The sequence below is a fragment of the Paenibacillus sp. GXUN7292 genome, assembly GCF_050864975.1.
GTDB lineage: Bacteria > Bacillota > Bacilli > Paenibacillales > Paenibacillaceae > Pristimantibacillus.
Genome location: NZ_JBOZWO010000011.1, coordinates 86,791 through 106,931, shown reverse-complemented (window position 1 = coordinate 106,931; position 20,141 = coordinate 86,791). Strand labels below are relative to the sequence as shown.

The window sequence follows — 20,141 nt, the reverse complement described above, 5'->3', positions numbered from 1 at the left end:
GCCGTCCTTTAACAGGCGCGTTTACCGATGAAGGACAAGGGGCATGCAGATTGTTGCGGTCATAAATGACCGTTAAAGCCCTATTTTCTGCTTTTTGAATTTGTAACGGTCAAAAATGTCCTTTATAGTATAATTTCTCGCTTATATTGCCATTTTGGCCGTGTAACGGACACTAGTGTCCGTTACTAATTTTTTCTCCCCATTTTCACCGGCTAAGGGACATTTATGTCCGGATTCATTGCGGGCAACTACTGATAAGCAATAAGAAAGGGGAACGAAGAGCAAGATTGGGAATGGAGAAGCGGCAGCGTCCACCTTAGTAGGCCCATTTTATCCTTTACAGGGGTTATTTCATCAAAAAAATTGGACTACCACAGGAATCCCAATCTTGATCGCAGTGCCCCCCCTTTCGATTGCTTATTGCCCTATTCACATTTAATCGACACCCTGCCAGCCAGCGCTATCTGTGAACAATACACTGATTTAGGTACCTTTAGACACAGATAACCACGTATAGATTCATTAGATTTTCAAAAGTGGCTTTTTCGGCTAAATAAGGCTTCCTGGATGCGTTACAATCCGCGCAGCTCCATCGCTCCATGACATGGCTAAACGGCGGCACCCGCCGTTCCATCCTCAGGACATGCGCGTTTACTTCCCGAAGGAAGACAAAAACTTGACCCGGTCTCCCATTGGCGGCGTGTTATTATCGACCAAAGCGATTTCCAGAACTGCCGGGCCATCTGCAGCCAGCAGCTCACTTAATGCAGCCTCACTCAAGTCCTCCAGCTTATTCACTCTATAGCTCGGGATGCCCATCGCTTCCGCCATTTCGGCAATATGGACCGGCTCCTGCTCGAATGAAGGATGGGTGCGCTTGAACTGCAGCGAATGGCCGTGATAAACCATCCCTAGCCGCGCGTTATTCATGACAACGAATAATATGGGCAGTCCGTATTCCTTGGCTGTAAGGATTTCCATACCGTGCATAAAGAAGCAGCCATCCCCCGTAATGCTGACAACTGGACGGCCAGGCTCGGCCAGCTTGGAGCCGATCGCTGAGCCTATACCGCTGCCCATGGCGCCAAAGTGAACATTGATGCTGTAGGAATCGTGGCTTTTCACTTTCATATATTGAATGACATAGGACATAAACTCTCCTATATCAACTGTATATCTCGTCTCGGCCGGCAGCATTTGCTGAAGGCGCAGCAGTACGTTTTGTGTATTGTATTCGCCTGCTTCCACACCGGTCTCGGCCACAGCACTGGCCGCTGCTGTTTCCTGGCAGGCTTCCAAGGAGCTGCGCGACAACCCCAGTGCCGCCAATTGCTCAATGAGCAAGGACAGGCTTATATGAATATCGCCTAAAACCGGAATATCGATTTCATATTTGCGATGAAATACGGTAGGGTCAAAGTCCAGCTGGATCGTTACACGATTCTTCGTAAGGCTGACGTTATAATTGTTCGTTGCAGTCTCTCCGAGGCTTGAGCCAACGATAAGAAGTGTTCCCCTTTGTTCGTCAGCGATAATATCCGCCGCCGACTTATGGCCCGCAAAGCCGAATACGCCGGCCAGCAGCGGATGCTGGTCAGGGATATAGCCTTTGGCCTGCGGTGTCGTCACAATCGGCCAGTTGAGCATTTCTGCCAGCTGCAGCAGCAAATCGACCGAGCCGCGCACGCCTTGGCCAACAAGTATACAGCCGTTTCCTTGTGCGCCAAGTCTCTTAGCCGCTGCCGCAATCGTATCCGCATCAGGTGTAACAGGCTGACTTCCCGATAGAACAGGAATAGCCAGCTCGCCAACCTCGGCATGCTGAACATCGATCGGCACCGCCACATGGACGGGGCCAGGCACTCCCGACAGCGCAATTTCGCAAGCCTTTGCAACCTCTTCCAGCAAATTCTTGGCATCCTTGACGATAACGCTGTATTTCGTCACCGGCTTGAAGATTGGAGCCGCATCAAGCTCCTGGGAAGCATTCAGCCCCATCGTTTGAACGGGCACAGCTCCCGTCAAAAACAAGATAGGCAAATGCTCGCGCATCGCATTGGCCGCACCCGTTACCAAATTCGTGCCGCCCGGACCGCTGCAGCCGATGCTTACACTAAGCCCGCCGGAATATTTGGCATAGGCGGCAGACATATATGTAGCTGCCCCTTCATGCTTCGTAACAACCGGCTCAATGTCCGGCATATCATACAGCTCATCGAAAAATGCATTTACAGACCCTGCTGGAATGCCAAAAATATACTTTACCCCATTAGTTTTGAGGAACTCCAATACCGTACGTGCTGCTTTCACACTCAACACTCCCATCTTTTGACCATTATTTTTGAAAGTACTTCTCAGCTATTTCTTCCGCCTTCATTGGACGGCTAAAGTAATAGCCCTGCATCAAATAACAGTTTCTTGAAGATAGGAATTCTGCATGTTGTTTCGTTTCAACACCTTCGGCAATTACACTAAGATTCAAATTTTGAGCCAATGTAATAATAATATTTGCAATTGCTGCATTATCGTCATCTGTTGTTATATCCTGCAAAAATGATTTATCGATCTTCAAAGTATCGATTGGCATATTTCTTAGATAGCCCAGTGATGAATAACCCGTTCCAAAGTCGTCAATTGCAATTTGAATTCCTAAATTCTTCAGTTCCTTCATCGTCTTCAGAGTCGCTTCGGTATTTTTAATAATTAAATTTTCCGTCAGCTCCAAATGAAGGTATTCCGGTGACAAATCGACAGCTTCCAGCGCGCTTTTGATCATGGCAAACAAGTTGTTCTGCTCAAATTGGCGCACCGACAAATTAACGGACATGCTGATCTGGTCATAGCCTTTATTCTGCCATTCCTTGAGCTGCCTGCATGCTTCCTGCAGCACCCACTCGCCTATAGGAACGATCAGCGCAGTCTCTTCTGCAATTGAAATAAACTGGTCTGGCGCGATCATGCCCCTTTGCGGATGGTTCCAGCGCAGCAGCGCCTCTACGCCAACGATCTGATTGTTGGCATAATCGATTTGCGGCTGATAGTGCAGCACGAGCTCGTTTCTGTCCAAGGCTTTGTACAGCGCATTCTCAAGCTTGACCGTCTCGAACGTTCTCGTGTCCATTCCTTCGCTAAAGAAATGATAGCTGTTGCCCGTGATTTCCTTGGATTTATACATCGCTGTATCCGCATTTTTAATAAGCATTTCGCTCGTATCGCCATTTTCCGGGTATATGCTGATGCCGATACTCGTCTTCACATAAATCTCATTGTCCAGCAGCTGAAAAGGCTCTGAGAAGGAATCAATGACTAGCTGGACTACCTTCAAAACTTCAATTTCATTTCTAATATTAGGCAAAACAATTGTAAACTCATCTCCGCCCTGACGCGATACGGTTGCTCCCTTCGGCACACAAAGGCTTAGGCGCGCCGCTACATCCCGAAGCAGTTTATCGCCGACGCTATGTCCTAGCGAGTCATTGATGAGCTTAAAGCGATCCAAATCTAAATACAGTACGGCAAGCTTCTCCTCGTTAATTTGCGCCTGGGTCAAGCTTTGGTTCAATCTGTCCTTCAATAATACCCGGTTTGGCAGATCGGTTAAGCTGTCATAATATGCGTGATACTTAATTTCCTCCTCCATCTGTTTTCTTTGTGTAATATCTTTGAATGTAACTACCTCACCTACTATCTCTTGTCCTTCATTTATTAAAGAAATAACGAATTCTACTGGGAAGCTAGTCTTATCCTTGCGATAAAATCTCTCTTCCTTATAATAGTTTTCCTGTCTTTCCACTTCCATCGCATTAAAAATAATGCTGGACGATTGCCCGATCAGCTCGCTCTTGGTCTCATAGCCCAGCATGGCGGCACCCGCCGGATTGCAAAATGTAATATTGCGATTCAAATCCAGGCCAAAAATCCCTTCGCCCGCCGAGTTAAGAATAAGCTCCTTCTCGCGGCTTAGCTGCTGCAATTCTGTAATGACCCATTCCAGCTCATTATTTTTAACCATAATTTCCGATGTTCTTTCTTGAATGATGCTTTCCTGCTTTTCCAAATAGAGCAAATTCGATAATGTGGATGCCGTAGCGTCTACAATAGACTGTGCAAGCTGGATAACGGCCGGCGAATATACGAAATCTCCTTCTTCAAAATTGGCGACTGCAATTACGCCAAGCGGATCCCCCATTGAAAGCAGCGGCAGCATTAAAATCCCTTTAATGCCAAAGTTGCGGCAAAGCTCATGATTCGGCCTGTTATCCTTAAACACATCCGGAATAAGCACCGCCTTCTTTGTTCTAACGACCTCCCGCAAGACGTGATCATTGCTTTCATCAATAGTGTTCATGCTATGCGTCTTGATCCAGTCTTCCTCTGTCCAGTCGCTGTCTTTGCTCAATTTTGCAGGTTTAATCTTCTTTTCGGCAATAGGATCAAGCAGATGAATGCCGATATTGCTGTTATTCAGCACCTTCCCCAAATAAAAGAAGCACTTGTCTATCCCCTCCTGCATCGTAGAGCATCTTGCCAAATCACCGATGACGTCTAGAAGAAGCTGCTTTTCTGCTAGCAAATTTTCTTTATGCGTCAAAATATTAGCGTTATGAATCGCCACCGCCGCCATGTTGACATAAGCCTCAACAGTCTGGATTTCAGACTCTGTCAGATTCATAGGGATGCCGTAATCAAATAAAAATACAAGGCCAAAAAATTCCTGATCAATGGAAATGGGAAGAGCAAGCAGCGATTTGATTTTGAAGCCTTCGATGGCGCGCGGGTCAGGTCGACTATCTCTGGAGGTGTCTGGTATGTAGATCGTTTTTTTTGTCTCGATCACTTCTTTTGCCAGCAAATCTACATCTGTATCTACAATATGCATGTCCAGCGTCCAGCCATTAATGGTTTCCGGCTTACCAACATAGCCTCTTAACGTGCCATCCTCCTGGGGCAAGTAAATACCGACCGAATCGCACTGCACAATCTCTTCTGAAATGGCAGCAGTAACATGCTCCAACACTTCTCTCAGCTCCAGCCTCGAGTTTATTAACTTTGTCAAATTCGCAAGCCGAGAATATCTCATCTGTTCTTTTAACATTATCACCCCTCCAATTTTAAACCGACAGGGATATCGGCTTCCGCTGCCCTTCAAGAATAATTACAAGAGTAAGCGCTTAAAAGCTTGTCCGCCCTTGTAATCTGCAAACATCCTGCTGTCAATGTGATAACGATATTCTACAAATTTCTACGCCTTGATTAAATTTCCTCTTACTCTGGCAAGTTTTTTATTCCCTACTATTATTCTGTGAAAAGAATGACAAAAAAACAAGCCTAAAATAGGCTTGTGAGCAGTTTTTAATAAAAAAAATGCTAGAAATGGCTGAAACCGCCTAATCTTTATAAGGATCGAACTCATCAGCGCCTGCCATGCATACGCCGATCGGCCTCAGCACATGCAATACCTCGATCGTTTCGGCATGCGCATCCAGCACCTGCTGCAGCTTGCGATAGACAAAAGGGCTTTCATCGGTTCCCGCTCCGCGCAGCTCTACGCCAAAATTCCGCACAGCCTCCAGCATTTGCGCTGTAGAAATTTGTCCGCCGCTGCGTGTCCGCTTTTTCCAATTCATTTTGCCCGCTGCCTGGGTCCGGCTCATAATGCGTCCAGCCCCGTGAACGGTACTGTAATAGGCTTCACGATTTTCCGCTGTGTCCTTCCCTTTTACAATGACAGAAATATCCCCCATGCTGCCCCCAATAAACCCAAGCTGGCCTGGTGCTGATGGAGTTGCTCCTTTGCGGACGACTACCGTTTCTATTCCGTTATGCGTCTCCTTCCAGGCATAGTTGTGATGATTATGCACCTCCATGTCTGCTTCAGCGCCAAGAATAGCTAACACTTCTTCGATGACATAGTCGCGTCCTGCATAAGCGTACCGTCCTGCCAGCTTCATGGCGCGATAATACATATCGCCAAGCTCACTGTCTATATTCAGCAAAACAGGCGGCTGATCCATTTTCTCTCCAGGCGCGTTTGCAAGAAACGCCCTGCCAGCAGCCAAATTAATAAATCCGCTTGCCGTTTTATGACCGAAGCCGCGGCTGCCAAAATGATTGCCGATCCAAATCCGTCCCGTAGCAGCCTCCTCAAATATATCAACGTAATGATTACCGCTGCCGACTGTGCCCAGCTGGTCCCGTGCCAGGCTTTTCAGTTTGTCATGCTCCTGCGTGCCGATAGCCGCGTAAACGGACCAGTCCGGATCATCGAACAACGCATGATCTACCTTTTTACTATTGACACGTCCTACGCCAAAGGAAATATTTCGTGCAATTTTATCCATAATTTTAGACAGGCCTGGCTTTACATCCTTGGCATACAAATTCGTTCGCACCGCTTTATTGCCGCAGGCAATATCATAGCCGACCCCGGAAGGCGATATTTGCCCCTCATATACAACTACGCCGCCAATCGGTTGACTGTACCCTTTATGGTGATCTGCCATAAGCAGCGTCTGCATAACCTTGCCTGTGTTTGAACACGTAATCGCTTGGGAAAGCGCTCCTTCATCCGGATTCCCCCATACGCGAACACCATTTATCGTTTGATAAGCCATTACTCCTTCAACTCCCTAATTCCCTTTTATCATATAAAGCATACTGAAACAATTCATCCAGTTGTTTGTCCACTACGCCCTCTGAGCTCTCCATGCTAGAAGCCAGCTGTTCATAATAATCAATTTGTTTATCCAAATAAGTATTAATGACGTTAATCCTTGGCGCAACATCCAATTCCTCGCCTGCCCGCTTGCGGGCCAGCAAATCAATAATAACCGCTTTAAGCTCGCTGCTCTGCGGTACGATGGAATCAACCAGCTCCTCAAATGCTATAGGAGGCATCGAATGATAGCGTTCAATCCATGCGCAAGCCAATATAGGACGCAGCACGTAAAAATACTTTTTGATTTTAACCTGCTCACCCTGCAAATACTCGCGGTAATTCCCTTTTGCCATATGCAAATAATGATACATGCAAGCTTTTGGCGAAAATGCTTTTGCTGTCAGCTCGCGAATTTTCTCCGTGACCGGCGTATGCTCCATGTAGCAGATAGGAGACTGCAGCCATTCCAACAGCGGCGGATTCGACTTGCGGAACAAGCGCAGCGCTTTTTTTAAATCCCAGCCGTTGATATCCAGCCTATCACTGATCGGTCTTTCGATGACATCCCGCTTGTCAAAAACAGATAAATACCACTCTGCTGGACGCACGTATATGAATCTTACATCGTAATCGCTATCCTGAGACGGGAAACCCCACGCCCTGCTGCCAGATTCGCATGCATAGACGATCTGAACCTGCTCCTGCCGTTCAATCCTTTTCAGCTCTTCTACTATAGTCTGTTTCATCTTGATGCCCCCTTCCCAACTAAACCTATCTTCGCTTATTATTCCCCATAAGAACATGGTAAAAGTATGGCGACGAATAATTTACAGCTGTCCTATTAGCCGCATTGCAGAAGATCATACCAATTGGTTGCCATAGCGCGATTATGTTACAATTTCAGAAATAGATAGAATAGAAGGTTATCGGCATTAAGGAGTGGTTGACCTATGCATATACAAGAAATTATAGTAACGTCCGATGAGCAGCTTAAGCAGTGCCTTGCAGTTAGAATGGAAGTATTCGTCAAAGAGCAGCAGGTTCCTGTGGAGCTTGAGGTCGATGAATTTGATTCAACCTGGGATGCCTGCAGGCATTTTCTATTGCTCGACGGCAGCAAGCCAGTCGCAGCAGGGCGCTATCGCATGTACGATGAGCATACGGCCAAGCTGCAAAGAATTGCCGTGCTGTCCTCTTATCGCGGACATGGCTTAGGGCGGCAGCTGATTGAGCTGATGGAAAAGGATATTAGCGAGCAGAACTTTAGTGCTATCATCCTGGATGCGCAGCTATCGGCCGAGTCATTTTACCGTAAGCTGGGTTATGCCGCCGTGTCGGAGGAAACCTTCCTCGACGCCGGCATTTTGCATGTCAGGATGAAGAAAATGAGGGATGCAAGTGGCGAAGGAAGGTTTTGATAAAGAAATTCAATTTCTGCGCATGCTCGTTCTGACAAGCGGCGCATTCAACAGGCAGCAGTTTGCCGAGCGTCTTGGCATATCTGTTCATACCTTCGATAAGACGCAGCGCCGGCTAAAAGAAATTTTGAATGGCGTGTATCAGCATCTGCCTGAGGAGCAGCGCAAGCAGCTGTCTGACGCTATCCAATTCAGCTACTATGAGTCCAGCGATCCGATTCTGTTGTTTTTATTTCGCGCCAAATCTGTCAAGGAAACGGAGAGCGAGCGTATTTCCTTGCTGCTCGAAGCGATGGACGGACAGGCGCTGACTGCCAAAGAGCTGCTGGAAATATGCAGTGCAAGCCTGCCCTCCTATCTTCCCATGCCGGATGAGAAAACGATTCGCGCCGATCTGAAATATTTGGAGGAGGTAGGCGTTATAAAAAAGGAACATACTGCGCGCCCTTTCCGTTACCGATTGCAGAACGACCTCGCTGCTGGCTTGTCTGACGAGGAGCTGGTCGAGCTGTTCGATTTCGTAGACATCATGGCCAATACGCAGGTTCCTTCTGTGCAAGGCTATTTGCTGCGCGACAGTCTCAAAAAACAGCTTCTGCGCAGGCAGTCCGGCAGTGCGGCTGCAGAGCCATTTTTATATAAATATCACTACAATTCCCGCATATTGGACGAAGCACATTTATTCACGCTCATTAGCGCCATCGAACAGCGCTGCAAAGTGAGCTTTTTATACTTTTCGCCAAAGTCTGAAAAAAGCTACTCCTCTAAAAATACGAATCCCCTCTTTGAACGCGAGCATGCAGGGCAGCACGTCACGACGCTTCCGCTTAAGGTTGTCTATGACCACCAGTATGGCCGCTGGTATTTGTTGTCCAACAGCAAAATTGGGATTCGCAAATATCGTTTGGAAGGCATTACGCAGCTGGAGGTAGAGGACGCGGTTGGGCAGTTGCCATTTGAACAAAAATCGATAGAGCTGGAGCAGCGTATGACAAACAGCTGGCTGATTGATACTGGCCGCCCAGTTACAGTACGCGCGCGTTTTTTTCATCCGAAAGGCTCTGGTAATAATTTCATAAAGGAACGGGTCCTGCTCCAGGGACAATGGGGACATATTCATTCCGAGGATGAGAGCTCCTTTATTTATGAGATCACGGTGAATGGCACGACTGAGATCAAGCCGTGGCTGCGCAGCTTCGGATCAAGCTGCGAGGTGCTGGAGCCGCTCTTTTTGCGTCAGGAACTGATTGCTGAATGGAAGGAGATCGCGTCATATTATGAATCTGTTCGAGAAGATCTTTAACTATCAAATTATTTCGCGCTTGGACGATTCAGGCACGTTCATGACGACCTCGCAAGAAAGAGCATGGCTCAAAACGATGCTGGACCACCCTTCCGCTGTCGCTGCTTTTACGGAAGATACCCTGGCAAAGCTGCGCACAATTGTCGAGCAGGACACTGCTCTGAACCTCTCTTCCCACTTGATCGAGAAAGCGCGCAGCAAAGAAAAACAGCTTTATCATCCGCTTATCCGCGAGCTGCGGCGGCATATTATGCAGCATAACAAAATACGTCTAACGTTCACAGGCAACGTTCGCGATCACGCGGCTCCTGTTAATCCAGCCGAGGAGCATCCGGCCCTGCCCTACAAGCTGGAATATTCCATGGTGAAGAAGGAGTGGTACTTGCTTTGGTACCATTTGAAACGAAAAACGATGATGAGCACTAGGCTGAGTAAATTAGCCGCCATCGAAGAAGAGCAGCTGGAGCCGTCCGAGGCACAACGTATTCTGGCAAAAATAGAAAGATTGCTAGATTCACGAAAAAGAGAAGTGCGCATCGAAGTGCTGCCCATGTATAATAGAGAGCTGTCGCGCATTCTCTATGCCCTGTCCAGCTTCGAAAAAACCGTAGATTATAACGAAGAAACTGACGTCTACAGCGTTACCATATGCTTGATGGAAAGAGAGCAGGAATACTTGCTGTCCAAGCTGCGTTTTCTGGGCAAGCGTGTGCGGGTTATCAACGGCGGTTATTTGAAACGGCGGATGCTAGAGACGACAAGCAAAGCTTTGGAGCGATACGGCGTAATATCGGAGCCGGGCGACTTTCAAGAATGAGCAGAGATTGGCAACTGGACACTCATTCCGTTATTCGCTGAAAAATGTCCTTATTTTAATCTTAGAGGACACACGTTCCGCTAACTCGCTTGATTCTCCTTGTTTTCGGGGTATTTCGGGGTAATAGCGGAACGTGTGTCAACTTCCATGCCCAAAATCGCCGTTTTTGACGAAATAACGGAACCTCTGTCATCTTTAAGTACCTAAAGAATAGAAGGAATGCACAAATGAACGCACAAAACACTTCCGCTGGAATCTTATCTGCACTTATGGCATGTACAGGCGGAGCGATGATGGTAATTACAGCTGCGCAGCGATTAGAGTTAACGACTGCAGCACTCGTTTCTTGGCTGTTTATTGTTTATGTTTTTGGAGGAGGGCTGAATTTATGGCTCACTCTGCACTTTAAAATCCCATTTGCCGGAGCACACTCTATAACGGCTGCTGCATTTTTGAGTACGAGCGCTATGCAGGTAAGCTTACCCGAGCTAGTCGGCAGCTATCTGATGGCAGGCGCTATCATTGCCGTGCTGGGCTTGACCGGTATATTCAATAAGCTGCTCGAGCTTATTCCAAGACCGCTGATCGATGCTATGCTTGCCGGCTTAATCCTGCATTACGTCGTTGATATTGTACCGGTATTTCAGCAATCGCCATTGGTGGCAGGACTCGCAATTCTCGGTTTCTTCCTTACTCCTAGACTATCCAAAGCGCTGCCGCCGCTGCTCGGTGTGCTCGTATTTGGTCTGATTGGCTTATTTATTGTGTACAGGTTTCCTGAAGCCGTACCTATTCCGTTCAGCTTGCCGCAATTTGTAGTGCCGCAGTTTTCCGCTGCGAATCTTCTTTCGCTGGCACTGCCGCTCGCTATACTGGTCATCAGCAATGATCTAGCTGTAGCCCTGGCAGCGCTAAAGAAGAACGGTTTTGATCCGCCAGCTAATAAAACAATAGTTGCTTCTGGAATCGGAACGGTAATGGCAAGTTTTTTTGGGGGACAAGCGCTAAATATTGGAGGAATGATGACTGCTCTTTGCAGCAGTGAGGAAGCTGGAGAAAAGTCGCAGCGCTATAAAGCCGCTATCGTTTCGAGTGTCCTCGTTATTTTATTTGGCTTATTCTCATGGAAACTAATCGTTCTTATCCAGATGCTCCCTGGCTATTTCATCGCCTTATTGACCGGCTTTTCACTTGTTGGCGTCTTGCTGGGCAGCCTGCAGTCGGCATTCAAGGAGACGCAATTCAAATACTCCGTCTTGTTTGCCTTTGTCATTTCTATTGCGAATGTTTCCTTCTTTGGCATTTCATCCGCTGTATGGTCCTTGCTGATCGGGGCATTGGCAGCCAAGCTGCTGAAAGAAGGCAATGAAAAGGTAAGGTCTGTGTAATATTGTAAGTTTAAATAAAATCCCGAGAGAAACACTGTATAGCAAAAATAATCCTGTTAATTGCTCATTTTGCGTATAGAAAAACAGCCCTCCTTCAAAAAAGGCAGGGCTGTTTTTCCTTATCTATCTACCTCGCTCCAACCGCCGCTGGAGCTCCAAGCAGCTGAACAAAGGTGTCCGCTGAAATAACCGGTGCAAAGAAATTGTTAATGCGTTCCATAGCCGCCGCCTCCTGCTCCGGCTTCACGCAGCCTGTGGCGTCGCCAATGACAATTGGCAAATACCCATTGTCACGCGCTGAGCGCACATTTCCCTCGATGCACCAGTCAAGGTGAATGCCAGTAAACACAATTACTTCTACCCGTTTTCTAGCCAGCTCAAGCGGAAGCTGAGTACCGACAAAAGCGGTTTGCAGGGCAAGCTCATTAAACTCCAAATCACCTGGCCGCACCAATGCGCGCAGCTCATCCACCAGCTCGGCATCCTCCTTCTTCTGCTCCTCTGTGAAATTCACTTTCTCCACCCATGTCTCATACTGCACTTTATCAAAAATAGATTGCGGATAATCCTCGCGAAATACACAATAGCCAATCCAGTTAAACGATACGAAGTTGTCAAATTGGCGGGCAGCCTCAACAACTTTAATGGTTGCTGGCAAGCTCCCTCTCTCACGGTGATTTTCATGCCCCTGCACGCCCCAAGGCTCATAGAGCGACTTGTTCTGGCTAACGGATACAAATGCTGCAGGCCGCTTCAATATTTCAGCGAGATCAAGCTTTTTCCATTGCGGCGCCAGCTCAGGAATAGCGTGTATTCCTCCAATATTCCTTACATCCAAATGGTTGTTTGCCAATTTAACTCCTCCTTCAAAGTGATTTCCAGTAATTATGTTTTATAATAAACATATAATTCCTATAAGTAAAGTATGAATTATAAACAAAAATATTTTATTCGCACGGACTTGCGATTGACTAAATCATAGTAATCAAGTAGGATTAGTTTAGTAGAAAAGTATGGGGGAATCGCCAATGTTCCAAACGACTGCTTATGAAGGTACACGCGAAGAAAAATACAGTCTTTTGATTAAGCAATTAGCTGCACTTCTCGAGGGAGAAACGAACCAAGTTGCGAATTTGGCAAACGCTTCAGCATTGCTGGGCCAATTCCTGCAGGATATTAACTGGGTCGGGTTTTATTTGCTGGATGAGGAAGGTTTAGTGCTCGGCCCATTCCAGGGCTTGCCGGCATGTGTAAGAATTCCGATTGGAAGAGGCGTATGCGGTACATCGGCACAAAAAAGAGTAACGGTGCGCGTCGAGGATGTTCACCAATTTCCAGGCCATATCGCATGCGATGCTGCATCCAACTCTGAAATCGTTATTCCTCTTCTAAAAGAAGGTGAGCTGCTTGGCGTGCTTGATATTGACAGCCCAAGCTTAAACCGGTTCGACGAAGTGGATCAGCTTTATTTGGAAAAATTCGTTGAAGCTCTGGTTCGCTTCTTGTAATTGCACTCGGCAAAGCGAAAGCGACACTACTCACTCCCGTTTACGGACAGTTTAGAAAGATTGGGCACGTGGCTCCGATCTTTCTTTCTGTCTCAGCAATCTAATCTAAATAACGATAGATAGCTTCAATCACGTCCATATAATACTGCTCGCTATGGGGCACAAAGTGCTCTCTGCTTACTATTTTGCGAAAAAATTGTTTCTTCCCGCTTTCATTCAGCTCATAGCCTTCGATCTCAATGTTGGCCCTATTCTTTCTCCACAGCCCGCTAAAATCACTTAGCTTTGCCTTCAGCATACCTGCAACTTCTTCTGTTTGCAGAGTAAAATCCTCAAAACTGCGATTGGATTGATACAAGAAAACATGGGCAAATTCCCTGTCGATTATTTTATTATTTTCAATCGCATATTTCATAATGCCTAAAGACTTGAGCTCATCAAACTTGACATCGATTCCGATCTCTTCCTTTATTTCTCTTATTCCGTCCTCCACGGTTTCATCGGATAATAGATGTCCAGCTGCCGTAATATCATAAAGCGAAGGGTAATCCTTTTTATCAGCACTGCGAATTTGCAGGTATATATAATGTTCATCTTCCTCACGCGAGACGAACCAGCATTGAAACGTTTCATGCCAATAGCCCTGCTTGTGCACCTCGCTTCTGGCTGCGACTCCAATCGGCTTCATTTCATGATCAAAAATTGTAAATTGCTCTTCCTCCACTTTGCTTCCTCCCACCCGTATGTGCTGCCTTTTCTAAGTATGATTCACAATCAGTATAATACATTTGGGCAAATGTTGTTCAAGCTGCCGGTTCACCTATTGAATATTTATTAATTATTTTGTATATTTATTCAGTATAACTTATATCTATGCAAGGAGAAGAACGATGCACAACAAATTTATTGAAGAGCTATCGTTAAATAACTGGCCGCCCCTATCTACCTTACTGTATGACGGCTGGATACTGCGTTTTGCAGACGGCTATACGAAGCGAGCCAATTCCATTAATCCCATTTACCATTCAAGCCTGGATATACAACAAAAAATAGCCTGCTGCGAGCAGATATACAAGGAAAATCAGCTGCAGACTACTTATAAAATTACACCTTTTGTGCAACCCGGCAGCTTAGACTGTCTGCTTGAACAGGCGGGCTATTTACGCATCGATACGACTAGTGTACAAACGATGAAGCTGGACAGCATCATTCAGCCGCAAATGCATACCATGAAAATAGATGAGCAGCTTGGTCTGGAGTGGCTCGATTCCTTCTGTCTATTCAATCAAATCAACCCTGACAAAAAAACGACGATGACACGCATGCTGTCCAATATTAAAACGAAAAAAGCATTTATTACATTCTTTCACGAGGGGCAAACAGCCGCTTGCGGTCTTGGGATTATCGAAAGAAACTATATAGGCTTATACGATATTGTTACAAATGTAGCGTTTCGAAATAGAGGCTTTGCCGAACAAATGATTCTTCATCTGCTGCATTGGGGAATAAAAAACGGTGCTACAGACAGCTACCTTGCGGTCGTTGCCAATAATGCACCTGCGCTTAGATTGTACGCCAAGCTTGGCTACAAAGAAATATATCAGTATTGGTATCGGGTGAAGGACACTTCAAACGATTTTGAGGCTTAGCCCAAACTTATTCAAAGACAATTTCATTATCCTCACACCATTGAATCGTAAACTCTCGATAACATTCTTCACGTTATAGTTTAGAATTGTAACGGAACTGAGAAGCTCTATTTAGGCAATAAAAAGGGGTGCCACTGCGATCAAGATTGGGATTCCGACCGCTGTTGTAGTCCAATTTTTTTAATAAATAAACCCTGTTAAGGATAAAATTGGCCTACAAAGGCGGACGCTGACGCTTCTCCATTCCCATTCTTGCTCTCCGTTTCCCCTTTCTTTATTGCTTTTTAATAGTTGCCCACAATTAATCGACTCCCTCCTAAGTTCCGTTAGCGTTTTTCAACGGCCTGAGGAGATACAGTTAGCTCAGCGCGCGTGAGTAATGTGTATGATATTCCATACAAAAACGGTCGGCTCCACCTGGTGCTACCACAGTTTCCATACGAGGGATGACGAGTATTCCACACCAACGCTTGTATAGTAAACATCTCCAATAAATGTAAATGACCATCAAAAAAAGGTCAAAATTTTACACGCCTCTAGTCAGAATCAAGCCTTCGAAAGAAGGCTTTTTTTATTATGATTATGAAAAATAAATGGATACCGAGGTGATACAAAGTGAATTCTGCTAAGCAACTATCTACTATGGACGGACAAAGAGCTAAAAAATTTTGGACACCAAAGCGGAAGGAAGCTTTGATTGGCTGGCTGTTTTTGGCGCCTGAAATTATCGGCATGCTATTGCTGAATGTCTTTGCTCTGCTGTTCTCATTGTACTTGAGTTTTTCATCCTGGGATTTGCTGTCCGGCATATCCGGCATTAAATTCAACGGCTTTGCCAACTATGTGAAAATGTTTACAGATGATCCGACGATTATGACGGCTCTGAAAAACAATTTACTCTATACGTTTCTAACTGTACCTATTCCGATTGCAATCGCGCTAGTGCTTGCAGTTGTTATTCACAGCAAGGTTCATTTTAAGGATTACTTTAAGGTGACTTTCTTTATTCCTTATATTTCTTCCATTATAGCGGTAGCTGCAGTGTGGAGCGCATTGTTCCATCCTTCGCTTGGGCCGATTAACCAGTTTTTGATGGACATCGGCATATCTTCTCCGCCGAAATGGCTTGTTGATCCGAAAACCTCCCTGCTGTCGATTGCGATTATTACTTCATGGGCAGGGCTTGGCTACACCATTATTATCTTCTTGGCCGGTCTTACTAATATTTCTGAAGAGCTGTACGAAGCTGCGGAAATTGACGGTGCTACCACTTTGCAAAAGTTTTTTAAAATTACAGTGCCGCTATTGCGTCCGACTATTTTCTTCCTCTTTATTACGATGCTGATCGGTTCCTTCAAAGTGTTCGATATCATTGCATTTTTAACAGAGGGCGGACCGAACAACTCTTCCTCTGTGCTGGTATACCGGATTTATGAAGAAGGCTTTAAAAATTACAATATGGGCTATGCTTCGGCTATTTCCTGGCTGTTGTTTGCCATTATCGGTTTAGTTACGGCACTGACCTGGAAAATGAACAAAGAAAACTAGACATAAGAAGGGAGAGACTACCATGCAGCTTGTGCGGAAAAATTTTAGTAAAATTGTTGTAACGGTCATTATGGGCGCACTATCCATCGTATTCCTTATTCCGCTCATTTGGATGATTTCGGCAGCATTCAAGTTTGAAAAAGACGTTATGCGTTTCCCGATTCAATGGATACCGGAAGCAACGAACTTTATGTACAATTTCAAGGCGGTATGGATGGGCAGAGTACCATTCTACACGTTCTACTGGAACTCGATTCAGATTGCTATTATTACAACTGTGATTACACTGATTATTTCTTCAATGGCAGCTTACGCATTTACAAAATTGCAATTTAAAGGAAGAAATCTCATATTTCTAGGATTGATTTCTTTCATGATTATTCCTGACCAAGCGACTCTAATTCCACGCTTCTTGCTTATTAGATGGATGGGATTGTATGATACGCATGCTGCAATTATTATCATGAGCATGTTTTCCATCTATTTCACATTCTTGCTTCGCCAGTTCATGGCAGGAGTCAGTGACGACTTTATGGAAGCGGCGCGAATAGACGGAGCTGGACAGCTAAGAATTTTCACTTCCATTATGCTGCCGCTGTGTAAGCCGGTTCTGGCTACAGTTGCTATCATCAAATTTATTTGGACTTGGAACGATTATCAAAATCCGCTTATTTTCTTGCTAAGCAAAAAGCTCTATACGATTCCTCTTGGTATAACGCTCTTTAGAGATGATTATACGAATAACTATGCCATTATGATGATGGCAGCCTTGTCCGCGATTATTCCGCTAATCATTGTGTTTATCGTCTTGCAAAAGCAAGTTATTAACGGAATTGCGCTTGGCGGGGTTAAAGGCTAAACGGGTTTAATTTTGCTCTAAAGGTAAAAATAACAATCGTACATGCTCAAAATTTTACTCTTGCGATTTGTGCTTTATCGTTATACTTAGGGCGAAACAGAATATATTACGAAAATTTTTAGGGGGTAAGTGAAGATCATGCAAAATAAAAAACGTAGTTTTCTAGCTATGCTTGCTCTTGTTTTTGTATTGGCGACTGTGCTTAGCGCATGCGGCGGCAAAAACGAAAACAATGGCACGGATGGCGGCACCTCAAGCTCTAAACCAGGAAACGGTGATGGCAAGCAAGTAACCATCAAGTATTATAACTGGGATAACGAAGCGACTGAGGCTAATACAAAAGCTATGCTTCAAGAGTTCATGGACCAAAATCCGGATATTAAAGTAGAGCATGTTGTATTGGTGCCAGGTGACTCTGTGGAAATGCTTAAAAAGCTTGACTTTTTGATCTCTTCTGGAGAAGCTGTAGACGTTGTACAAATTCCAAGCTTGGGCGCAGTGCTTGAAAGAGCAACAAGAAACGCTCTTGCTCCTTTGAACGAGTTCTATGAAAAAGAAGGACTAGTTGCTGAAGATGAGTATTATGTAAATCCTAAAGTTGAAGGCAAGTACTATGGTATGCAATATACGAAAAGCGTAAACTATGTCATGCTGAACAAAGACGCTCTTGACGAGGCGGGCTTGGAAGTTCCTAAATTCGGCTGGACATGGGATGACTACCGCGATTATGCGAAAAAGCTTACTAAAGGTGAAGGTGTAGACAAACGTTACGGATCTTACTTCCACACTTGGGAGCTTTATATGAACGCTCCTGCGCAAACCGTTATGAAAGACCCGTTTGTATATGACGACGGTACAAGCATTTTGGCTGACCCGAGCTACAAATACTTCTTCCAGCTTCGCAAAGACATGGAAGATATCGACAAATCCGCTAAGCCTTACGCTGACGTTTTGGCAGCAAAATTGAACTACCGTACAGAGTTTTTCAACAATGAAGCGGCAATGATTCTTACAGGTAACTTTACAATTCCTGACCCAGGTAACCAAGATCAGTATCCGCATGATTTCAAAACAGCATTTGCACCGGTTCCGCTTCCTCCAAAAGGCGCTGAGCCAAAAGAGTATGATAACGGCAAATACTTTACAAGCGGCAGCCAATTGGTAATGGGTAATACATCCAAAAATAAAGAAGCTTCCTTCAAATTGATGCGCTTTATGACAACAGTCGATTCTAAATCAAGAGTTGAATTCTCCGGCTGGAAAAAAGCTGACAACAATGCGATCCTTGAACGTTTGATCGAAGGTAAAGAAGAATGGTACGATGTAGACTCCCTTCGTTACTCTGTAGCTAGCGAAGACATTCAGTTCCTGGATGCTCCAAAAGTGATGACTACTGGTACTTCCGAAATTACTAAAGTAATCGGCGACGGCTTCAGCAAATTTATGTTGAGCAACGAGCCGATCGATGAAGTGCAAGCATGGATGGTAAAAGAAGCTAACAAAATTATTGAAGAAAAAGGCTTAGTTAAGTAATAAGCTAAAAAATAGATAGAGCTTTGAAGGACGCTAACAGCAGCTAATTCAAAGCTCTTCTTGCATAAGCAAAGGAGTTATTGGGATGGAGAAGCAGGTACAGCAATTGCCTCGTCCAAGCGAGGCGCAATTGGCATGGCAGGATATGGAGATGGGCATGTTCTGCCATTTCGGGATGAATACGTTTTGCGATCAGGAATGGGGAGATGGAACGGACTCGCCAGAGAAGTTCAATCCTGCAAGCCTTGATGCCAGACAATGGGTAAAAACGGCGAAAGAAGCCGGCTTTAAATATTTTGTACTTACGGCGAAGCATCATGACGGCTTCTGTCTGTGGCCTACGGCAACGACAGACTATTCTGTCGCATCCAGCCCGTGGAAAAACGGAAAAGGCGATGTTGTGCGCGAGTGCGAAGAAGCTTGCCGTGCAGAAGGCATCGGCTTTGGCTTGTATTTGTCGCCTTGGGATCGTCATGAGCCCTGCTACTCGGATGCCGCAGCATATGATGAGTTTTATGCAAAACAATTAGAGGAGCTAATTACCGGCTATGGACCGCTTACCGAAATATGGTTTGATGGCGCCGGTTCAGAAGGAAGAGAATACAACTGGCAGCGCATCATGGACTTGATTAATCAGCATCAGCCGAATGCGATGGTATTTAATATGGGTGCGCCAACGATTCGCTGGGTGGGCAATGAGGACGGCCTTGCTCCATATCCTTGCTGGAATACTGCAGAATCAGCTCGAGTGAGCATGTTTAGCGATGCTTCATTAAAATGGCTGCCGCAAACGCCGCGCTGGGTGCCGGCAGAATGCGACGTGCCGATCCGCAAGGACCGCTGGTTTTGGCATCCGGATGAAGAGCATACGCTTTTGTCATTGGAGCAATTAATGGATATTTATTATCGTTCAGTTGGTCATGGGGCCGTATTGCTGCTTAATATTGCACCTGATTCCAGCGGGCTGTTCCCGGATGCAGATGTGGAAAGAGTACTTGAGCTTGGTGAAGAAATTAGAAGACGCTTTGCCGCACCTCTATATGAGACTGCCGCTGAAGGTAACGTGACGGAGCTCGTTCTCGACGAACAAAATGTTATCGATCACATTGTGACCATGGAGCATATTGCATACGGTGAGCGCGTTCGAGCCTACAAGCTGGAAGTATTCTCTGATGGCGCATGGAAAACGGTAGCAGAAGGAAGCGCCATTGGTCATAAAAAAATTGACCGCTTTGAGCCGATTGCAGCTACTAAAGTAAGATTAACCGTAACGGAGCATGAGGACACCCCACTCATTCGCAAATTGGCTGTCTACAATTGCACAGTTTAAATGATAAGAGAATAGAGGAAGGTGTCGATTAATTGTGGGCAACTTTGATAAGCAATAAGAAAGAGGCACGGAGAGCAAGATTGGGAATGGAGAAGCGTCAGCGTCCGCCTTTGTAGGCCAATTTTATCCT

The 20,141-nt window shown here is 45.5% G+C and carries 16 protein-coding genes; 10 read left to right on the top strand and 6 right to left on the bottom strand.

Going from position 1 to position 20,141, the window contains the following annotated elements:
* Positions 1–651: 651 nt before the first annotated feature.
* The 4 genes from ACRRU2_RS11740 to ACRRU2_RS11725 form a co-directional block, all read right to left on the bottom strand.
* Entirely contained in the window at positions 652–2,310 is a 1,659-nt protein-coding gene (locus ACRRU2_RS11740) for a thiamine pyrophosphate-binding protein (RefSeq protein WP_432501751.1), read from the bottom strand.
* Positions 2,311–2,335: 25 nt separating this feature from the next.
* The gene (locus tag ACRRU2_RS11735; RefSeq protein ID WP_331700585.1) at positions 2,336–5,095 is read right to left on the bottom strand and encodes an EAL domain-containing protein; all 2,760 of its coding nucleotides are present in this window, start codon (positions 5,093–5,095) and stop codon (positions 2,336–2,338) included.
* 292 nt (positions 5,096–5,387) lie between these two features.
* Positions 5,388–6,614, bottom strand: a complete 1,227-nt coding sequence (locus ACRRU2_RS11730; protein WP_432501748.1) for an RtcB family protein — start codon at positions 6,612–6,614, stop codon at positions 5,388–5,390.
* Positions 6,615–6,621: 7 nt separating this feature from the next.
* On the bottom strand, positions 6,622–7,404 hold the full coding sequence (locus ACRRU2_RS11725) for a nucleotidyltransferase domain-containing protein (protein WP_432501746.1): 783 nt from the start codon (positions 7,402–7,404) through the stop codon (positions 6,622–6,624).
* A gap of 204 nt (positions 7,405–7,608) precedes the next feature.
* Between ACRRU2_RS11725 and ACRRU2_RS11720 the strand changes: the two genes are divergently transcribed.
* The 4 genes from ACRRU2_RS11720 (at position 7,609) to ACRRU2_RS11705 (ending at position 11,584) form a co-directional block, all read left to right on the top strand.
* Complete coding sequence (locus ACRRU2_RS11720) at positions 7,609–8,076, top strand: GNAT family N-acetyltransferase (protein WP_432501744.1); 468 nt, start codon at positions 7,609–7,611, stop codon at positions 8,074–8,076.
* Positions 8,057–9,379, top strand: coding sequence for a helix-turn-helix transcriptional regulator (locus tag ACRRU2_RS11715; protein WP_432501742.1), 1,323 nt, complete (start codon positions 8,057–8,059; stop codon positions 9,377–9,379). The genes ACRRU2_RS11720 and ACRRU2_RS11715 overlap by 20 nt, the downstream gene beginning before the upstream one ends.
* Positions 9,354–10,196 carry a WYL domain-containing protein gene (locus ACRRU2_RS11710; RefSeq protein ID WP_432501740.1) on the top strand — a complete coding sequence of 281 codons (843 nt, stop codon included), beginning with the start codon at positions 9,354–9,356 and terminating at the stop codon, positions 10,194–10,196. Before ACRRU2_RS11715 ends, ACRRU2_RS11710 begins: the two co-directional genes overlap by 26 nt.
* A 227-nt stretch (positions 10,197–10,423) precedes the next feature.
* Positions 10,424–11,584: a benzoate/H(+) symporter BenE family transporter gene (locus tag ACRRU2_RS11705; protein ID WP_432501738.1), complete on the top strand. Its 1,161-nt coding sequence runs from the start codon at positions 10,424–10,426 to the stop codon at positions 11,582–11,584.
* A gap of 127 nt (positions 11,585–11,711) precedes the next feature.
* Here the strand turns inward: ACRRU2_RS11705 and ACRRU2_RS11700 are convergent, their stop codons facing one another.
* Positions 11,712–12,437 carry a cysteine hydrolase gene (locus ACRRU2_RS11700; RefSeq protein WP_331700579.1) on the bottom strand — a complete coding sequence of 242 codons (726 nt, stop codon included), beginning with the start codon at positions 12,435–12,437 and terminating at the stop codon, positions 11,712–11,714.
* Positions 12,438–12,612: 175 nt separating this feature from the next.
* On the opposite strand from ACRRU2_RS11700, the gene ACRRU2_RS11695 reads away from it, so the two are divergent.
* The gene (locus ACRRU2_RS11695; protein ID WP_331700578.1) at positions 12,613–13,092 is read left to right on the top strand and encodes a GAF domain-containing protein; all 480 of its coding nucleotides are present in this window, start codon (positions 12,613–12,615) and stop codon (positions 13,090–13,092) included.
* Between the two features lie 100 nt (positions 13,093–13,192).
* Here the strand turns inward: ACRRU2_RS11695 and ACRRU2_RS11690 are convergent, their stop codons facing one another.
* Entirely contained in the window at positions 13,193–13,816 is a 624-nt protein-coding gene (locus ACRRU2_RS11690) for an NUDIX hydrolase (RefSeq protein ID WP_432501735.1), read from the bottom strand.
* A 166-nt stretch (positions 13,817–13,982) separates the two neighbouring features.
* On the opposite strand from ACRRU2_RS11690, the gene ACRRU2_RS11685 reads away from it, so the two are divergent.
* The 5 genes from ACRRU2_RS11685 to ACRRU2_RS11665 all read left to right on the top strand — a co-directional run bounded on the left by ACRRU2_RS11685 (position 13,983) and on the right by ACRRU2_RS11665 (position 20,011).
* Complete coding sequence (locus ACRRU2_RS11685; RefSeq protein WP_331700576.1) at positions 13,983–14,741, top strand: GNAT family N-acetyltransferase; 759 nt, start codon at positions 13,983–13,985, stop codon at positions 14,739–14,741.
* A gap of 642 nt (positions 14,742–15,383) precedes the next feature.
* Complete coding sequence (locus tag ACRRU2_RS11680; RefSeq protein WP_331700619.1) at positions 15,384–16,289, top strand: carbohydrate ABC transporter permease; 906 nt, start codon at positions 15,384–15,386, stop codon at positions 16,287–16,289.
* A 22-nt stretch (positions 16,290–16,311) separates the two neighbouring features.
* Positions 16,312–17,148: a carbohydrate ABC transporter permease gene (locus ACRRU2_RS11675; RefSeq protein WP_331700575.1), complete on the top strand. Its 837-nt coding sequence runs from the start codon at positions 16,312–16,314 to the stop codon at positions 17,146–17,148.
* A 138-nt stretch (positions 17,149–17,286) separates the two neighbouring features.
* A complete protein-coding gene (locus ACRRU2_RS11670; RefSeq protein ID WP_432501732.1) occupies positions 17,287–18,681 on the top strand; it encodes an ABC transporter substrate-binding protein in 1,395 nt (464 codons plus the stop codon).
* A gap of 85 nt (positions 18,682–18,766) precedes the next feature.
* Entirely contained in the window at positions 18,767–20,011 is a 1,245-nt protein-coding gene (locus tag ACRRU2_RS11665) for an alpha-L-fucosidase (protein WP_432501730.1), read from the top strand.
* The last annotated feature ends 130 nt before the right edge of the window (positions 20,012–20,141 follow it).